Consider the following 7,471-nt stretch of genomic DNA (forward strand, 5'->3'; position numbering starts at 1 on the left):
AAAAAGAGAATTTACGAACTGAAAACTGGTATTAAATCTATTCCCATACGGCTCCTGAATTGCAGGATTGCTGAATTCTAAGAAATACCCTAGCTATTTGTAGCAAACATTTATCAAATTGGTATAAAACCTCCCCTTTTAAGGGAAAAAAAAAGAAATAATATCTCCTTATATTCAATCCTCTCGGTTTTAACCAGAGGTAATTATCAATTATCCATTATCAATTATCAATTAATGAAAGGTATTAATTACAACTTTATTCAGCAACCCCTAATTATTAATTATTAATTGTTGCTCTGCTTCTAATTTTTCTGTCAACTTCTCTGTTAAAGTTTCATCGGCTAGCCTCCATAATATTCGGTCTAATTTATTTCCCTCTTCTAGTTCATTTACTATTTCCTTTCCTAGCTCTACTTCCAGTTGATTTTTAACTTCTTCCTCTGATTTTATCGTCTTTTTATTAGTAGCATTCAAATAACTATATTCGAGATTTATCCCTGGATAATGTTCAATCAATATCTGATTTGCTAACTTTAAAGTTGCTTCATATTTTTCGACTGTACCAACTATTGCACTGGCTTTGATGTTTTGAATAGCCACTTCTAAATCCTGTTCTCTGGGAATCTTGCTCCCTTCACTTTTATCTTTTCTCGCACAATAACAAGTTTGATAATTGCATAACATTGTGGGAGTTTTATCTAATCTCCATCTGACATATCCCTTAAAATCTAGTTCTTTTGCTTTTATTGATCCTGGTGTTTTAGCATTTTGTTTTCTCTCAAACTTATAAATTGATTCTACCCTAGCTAATGGATTTCTTAATAATATAAGAGACAAGGTTTTATATTCTTTTCCTTGAGGAGTAGGGAGACAAATATGATGCCCTGATATTGCTAATGCTTGAGGATTTTCTAAGATAAATTTTGCTAAATTATCTTTTGTTACCATCTGACTTTGTGGTAGTTCACACTCATAATATTTGTCTGCAAAATACTTCTTCAGAGCATATTGTAAAGAAGTACCTGCGTTTTTAAATATATGATGGTGAATTAAGATTGTTCTTTTCATTTTTAACTACAAATTTTAGCTTGTACTTTTTGATATGGGGGAACAGATGACTTAAATCTTAAAGCTTTTTTCTGATAATTAGTAGCTTGTTCCCTCTCTCTATTTTGCGCTACAGCTTCTTCTAAATTAGAGATAAATAAAGCTGAATTAGGATTAAGTTTTACAGCTTGACGATAATGAGGTATCGCTTCTTGATATTTTCCTTGTTTAACTAAAAACTCTCCTAATTTATAGTAAGACCAATAAAATTTTGGATTTAAAGAAATAGCTTTTTCGTAACAGTTCATAGCTGCTTCAAATTCGCCTTTGTTCTCTAAATTTTTCCCTTCTAACAAATATTCTCCTGCTGTTTTACCTCGTTTAATATTAAAGTTAACCAAAATAAAACCTAAATTTCTTTGGTCATCACCTAATCCTTGCTGCTTGGGATTAAAGACTTTTTCACTTACTACTTCAATTTTAGTTTTCTGATAAGCAGCTAAGTTTACAAGTATTGAACAGTTAAATTTTTGGTTTCCAGGACTACTAATTTGTTTAGTTTCTTTACCTACTTTCAGCGTAATGTTGTTGCCTTCAGGAAATTGTTCGGAAAGATATCCTTCTAGTTCAATTTCTTGGATAGGATATTCACTTTTGAGAGTAAAACTTAGTTCTTTCCCTACCCACATATCATCAAATAAGCCAATTACTTCACTAATTTCTTTGACTGAACCTTTGATGGGAATATTTGTTTGATTAGCTTGCATTTTCTGAATCCTTTTTATATAACTATTGAGGTTTCTATTACAATAATCTCAACATTATTACTTTTTCAGGAAGCTGAAATCCTATTACAATATTTGACTTAGTTGTTTATTCGGGTGCTAGTTGTTTGTTGGTAATACTTGATTTAGTTACTTACTCGGATGTTAATTATATAAGCATTCAGCAGTCAGCCAGACTCCTACCGGAGGAACTGCGTTATCAGCTATCAGCTATGTGTTATTAACTCATTATCCTCATTATCATACTAATATCATGTCCGGTTGAACAGTTATAAATAAACTACTCAGAATTCAGCAATTCTGCAATTTCCTACGGAATGCTACGCAAACAGAATTCAGGAGAGAAGAAAGAAGAAAAGAAGGAGAAAGTTTTTTTATCACTAATTATCCGGACATGATATAAAAAAGAATTATCCACCAAGGAGAATTAAAATTACACTAATGAAATTTGCTATAACCTAACCTCAGTTATTGCTTGAATATCTTCATGCATCTGAATTGCTGTTAGCTCCGCGTTCCGTAAGAAATGCTAATATAGCAATCAGGAATCAGATGTGAGAATTGAGGTGTTCCTTTGAAGGATAAAATTATAGTTATTCTTATATCTTCGTTTCTTCCCTATTCCCTATTCCCTATTAGACATCTCCAATAATAAAAAATAAAATCAATTATCACACAGAAATTATCAATTCTTTCCCCCTACTGCCTACTGCCTACTCCCTACCCCAGCAAAAAGACTTTCCATACGCAAACCCTAATTATTGTTTAGCACTTTTTAGAGTTCTTAATAGTTGATTAAATTTATTAGTTACAGCTGCCATTGAATATCGACTAGATATAGTTTCTAGTGAATTTTGAGAAATTTCTGACCATAAATTATTGTCTGAATATAAATTAGCAACTTGTTGAGCAAAGTTTTTTGGATTCTTTCCGATTAAAACATCATAGCCATTTTTAATTCCCATTCCTTCTGCCGCTATAGGAGTAGCTACTACTGGTAAACCATAACTAAAACTTGTCAGAATTTTCCCTTTAATTCCTGCTCCATATCTTAAGGGAGCTACTGACATTTTACAGTTATTAAAATACTCTGAAACATCAGGTACATGACCAGTAATTATTACGTCATCAGATGATAAATTCAAAATTTCTTCGGGTGCTTTGCTACCAATGATAAAAATTTTAATATCATCAATTTTTTGCTTAACTAAAGGAAACACTTCCTGCACAAAATAAAGTACTGCATCTACATTTGGTGGGTGTTGAAATCCTCCAATAAATAAGATATTTTTTCTGTCTGCAAATCCTTTTTCTGCGCCATATATATCTCTGGGCATATGAAAAAAATCTATATTTTTTAAGTGAGGATTTTCCTTTTCTAACATTTGTTTTTCCATCATGCTGACTACTAATGTGCAGTCTGCTTTTGCCATTAATGCTAATTCTCTTTCTTTTGTATTGATGGCTTTTTTATTTAGTTCCGAGCTATTTTTTATCTTTGCTTCTCTTTGCTCTCGAAGATAATGTAAATCAACTGTGTCATATATTATTGTTGCTTGTGGAGCAAATTTTTTAACTTTATCTATGTATTTTTCTGTAAATTCTAATCTAGCTAAATATACGACATCATATTGACTGCCATAGGTCTCTAAATGAGATATGATTGAAGTTACATAAGAACAATATAAACACTCAACTCCTAACCTTTGTAAATCTTCTGTATACTTTTCAACATATAGTAAATTATCCGGTGCAAAAGTTACTTTATAATCCAGAGATTGAAATATTTTAATTAAATTAAAAGCTGTTACTGAACCAGAATCTTGGTCTGGCGTTAACATACAAGCATCTATCATTAATAATCGTTTCTGCACAGGTCTTTCCCGCTCAAAATGAGGTTCAACTGCATTAGGCCGATGCAATTTTAAAACATCTTGCCATTTTTTCATAAACTTTTGATGATTAACTACTTGATATTTTTTGACCCCTTTATTAACATCTGTTCCTGAAGATATTCCTTCAAAATGAACAATTTTAGCTAGGGGTTGATACAAGACTTTATACCCAGCTTTTCTCACTTCAAATGCTAGGTCAGTATCTTCATAATATGCAGGTTTATAACGAACATCAAAACCTCCTATTTGTCTCCATAATTTGGTAGGAATCATAATTCCTGCTCCAGAACAATAATCTACTTCTCGTAAATAACAATATTCTGGTTTATTAGGATGATCTAATCTGCCATAATTCCAAGCTGAACCATCTTGCCAAATAATTCCTCCTGCTTCTTGAAGTTTGCCATTGGGATATAAAAATTTAGCTCCTACTAACCCAGCATCTGGTATTTGTTTGAATGTTTCTAACATTTCCTGGAAACAATTAGGCATGACAACAGTATCATTATTTAAGAATATTAAATATTCACCTTTTGCCTTTTCTGCACCTCGGTTACAAGAGCCAATAAAACCTAAATTTTGTTCGTTAAAAACCGATTTAACTCCAGATATTTTACTTAATACTTCTTGAGTATTATCGCTAGAGTGGTCATCCATAACAATTACTTCAAATGGTAAAGATTCGTCTAAAGTTTCTGCCAGAGACCTTAAACAATTGTAGGTATGTAAAATTTGGTTATAAACAGGAATAATTATAGAAATAATTGGTCTGTCACTGGTATTTAAAATTAGCGATCGGGGTTCTAACAAACGCAAATCTTCTACCACTTCCAGGGGATAGAAAAATTCCCGATTTTTCATAGCTTTAATGTTTTGTAATTGCCAGGAAATTAAATCATTATCTCGGTTGTTCTTAAGTGCTTCTTGATAAAAGAAAATTGCCTCTTTTAACTTCCCTTGTTTTACACAATAATTACCTAATTTCATTAAATCAAATTGTGTAGATGTATCTTGGTTAGTTGACTGAGCTTGTAATCCCATTTGATAGAAAATCATTGCTTCATCTAATTCATTTTGTCTAACTAATGTCTGGCATAACTGTAAATATAGTTCTGGATCGTTGGGTTTAACTTCTAAAGCTTTATGATACAGTTCTATATCATCTGGATTCTGTTTTATTGCCTGTTGATATGAGTTCACCGCTTCTTTTGTATGAAGTTCCATCTGTTGTTGTAAAGCATCTCCTAATTTTTCGTATACTTTTGGTAAATCTGGCTGTAGTTTTATTGCACTACGATAAGCAGCGATCGCTTCATAAAAGTTACCTATTTTGACTAATATTTCTGCCAGATTATAATGTAACCAAACAAAATTAGGTTCTAATTTTATAGCTTTCTGATATGCACAAACAGCCTCTTCCAAATTTTCTAACTTAACTAAAGCATCTGCTAAATTATGATAAGACCAACAAAAATCTGGCTTTAATTCTATGGATTTATTATAAGCAGTTACTGCTGCTTCTAAATCTCCATTTTCTTGCAATAAGTTTCCTAATTTATGATGCACTTCCCATAACTCAGAATTAATTTCAATTGCTTTTTCATAAGCCTTTATAGCCTCTACTTTTTCTCCTTTTTTTAAAAAAATATCACCATTAACGTGATACTCATTTGCCAAATTTGAGTTGACAATAACTGCATTATTAGAAGTATATATCGCTGACTCCTGTTCCTCTTGTTTAGCTATTTTATCTAGCGGAATATCGGATATTTTCAACTTGTTGCTAGGTTCTATTTGCTGTTGAGTATTAATTGTTTTTTCCTGAAGCTGATTTTCTGCATATGACAAAGATTGTCTTGCTTCTTTCCAGTCAGGAGCTAACTTAATTGCCCTACGATAAGCTGCACTTGCTTCTTTCCATTCATTCTTTTTTGCGAAAACTTTTCCTAAGCTAAAAAAATATTTTGCCTGCTTAAAATTGATTTCTTGCTGTTGTGTAGGTGGGGAAATTTTTGTGGGAGTTTTTGGTATCATCTTATTATTTATTGGTGAGTCATTTCAGTTATCAGTTATCAGTTATCAGTTCAGTTATCAGTTATCAGTATCTCCTACTGGAGTAGGAGGCTTGAAACCTTCTCACGCACCCTATATCTTCAAAAAGTTATCTATCTCTTAAGAAATTACTATTAAATAGAGAAGAAATCCTGGTAAAATATTTATTTTTGTATAGTCTCTGGGAATTTTTAAAATTTCTACACCCTACTCTGGTCAATAAATCTCTAATTATCGCTTTTGGCTGTTGATTAACTAGGCTAATGTTGTGCTGATTTTTAGTCTATTATTGGCTCTTACTATAAAACACTAATTTCACAGTAAAATCCGGAAATAATTGATTAAGAAAGAAATGAGATAATCAAATAAATTGAGGAGAGTTGAAAAGGATTGTATTTTTTAAGAAGGGAAAAGGGAGCGGACAATAGAGAAAATAAAAATCCCTTGAATTTATTTTAAGGGATTTAAAAATGATTTATTATTATTTTTTTGAAGAATTAACATCATCAAACCAAAAGTATACTGAACCATTTAGATATGCATAGTAATTCTGATATATAATGGCTTGAGATGAGTTTCTATTGGCCGTAGAAACTTATCTCATAACAATTCTATTGAATCATTAAAGATTTTCTAGAATTATTTAGATATGAATTCTTTTTCAAATTCCACTTGTGCTTTGTGATTGCTAGATTCTACTTGTGGCAGAACACAAGTTGGTGCAATCTGTGACACAAAATAAGAGGAAACTGAAGAAATAACTAAAGCTTCAACCAGTCTTTTCAAGAGGCTGGTTGTTTTTTGAGATGGCTTTTTAGACATTGAAATCAAACCTCCCTGATTTGGTTCTGTAACTTTCTGATAACGATCTCTCTAAATTCAAGACCAAATCCTGGAGAAAAACTTTTTTTCTGTATAGTATATCTTTGGCTATCACTATTAATACACTAATTTCACGGTAAAATCCGGAAATAATTAATTAATAATACCAAATTCAAAAAAGGTAGTTACATTTTAGTTGATGATTTATTCCTACAATAAAAAAATATAAATCCCATAAAGTCTAACAATTAAACCTTTTTTCCTCTTTGTTTATTCTGTTTTTCTTTCCCTATTCTCTATTCCCTGTTCCCTGTTTCCTGTGCCATGACTGTAGCAATATTTTATGGAATTAGTATAAGGCAATGAAATAATCAAATAAATTGAGGATAGTTAAAAAGGATTGTATTTTTTAAGAAGGGAAAAGGTAGCGGACGACTAAATAAAAAAAATCCCTACAAATAAATTCCAGGGATTTGAAAAAGATTGTATTTTTTTTTAAGGAGTGAGGAGGTATAGAAGGAAAAAAATTATGGTAAGCAGTCAGCTATCAGCAAATAATGAATAATTCCTTATAAGTTTAAAGAAACGTAATTTGGTTGAAAATTGGCTGGGGTTTGAGTCCCCATCCACTTCTTCCTTCTTCAACTATTACCAAATTAATGTTAAATCCATAAGAAATCCTGGTAAAACATTTTCTCCTGATACTGTCTGAGGATTTTCCAATATTTCTACATCTTGTTGTGGTCGATAAATCTCTAATTGTCGTTTTTTTCGATTAATTAACCAACCTAATTTTGCTCCATTTTCTATATATTCCCTCATCTTAGCTCTAGTTTTTTCTAGAGTATCGCTAGGAGACATTAGTTCTAC

At 31.5% G+C, this 7,471-nt stretch carries 5 protein-coding genes; all 5 read right to left on the minus strand.

Going from position 1 to position 7,471, the window contains the following annotated elements:
- Window positions 1-270: 270 nt before the first annotated feature.
- A complete protein-coding gene (locus F6K54_RS36300; protein ID WP_293088713.1) occupies window positions 271-1,068 on the minus strand; it encodes a hypothetical protein in 798 nt (265 codons plus the stop codon).
- Window positions 1,069-1,070: 2 nt separating this feature from the next.
- Entirely contained in the window at window positions 1,071-1,814 is a 744-nt protein-coding gene (locus F6K54_RS36305) for a tetratricopeptide repeat protein (RefSeq protein WP_293088715.1), read from the minus strand.
- A gap of 776 nt (window positions 1,815-2,590) precedes the next feature.
- Window positions 2,591-5,761 (minus strand): tetratricopeptide repeat protein, encoded by a 3,171-nt coding sequence (locus F6K54_RS36310; RefSeq protein WP_293088716.1) that lies wholly within the window; start codon window positions 5,759-5,761, stop codon window positions 2,591-2,593.
- Between the two features lie 657 nt (window positions 5,762-6,418).
- A complete protein-coding gene (locus F6K54_RS36315; protein WP_293088718.1) occupies window positions 6,419-6,601 on the minus strand; it encodes a hypothetical protein in 183 nt (60 codons plus the stop codon).
- Window positions 6,602-7,249: 648 nt separating this feature from the next.
- On the minus strand, window positions 7,250-7,471 hold a 222-nt coding region (locus tag F6K54_RS36320), incomplete at its 5' end, for a Uma2 family endonuclease (RefSeq protein ID WP_293088720.1).

This window comes from Okeania sp. SIO3B5 (assembly GCF_010692555.1).
In the GTDB taxonomy this organism is placed as follows: Bacteria; Cyanobacteriota; Cyanobacteriia; order Cyanobacteriales; family Microcoleaceae; genus Okeania.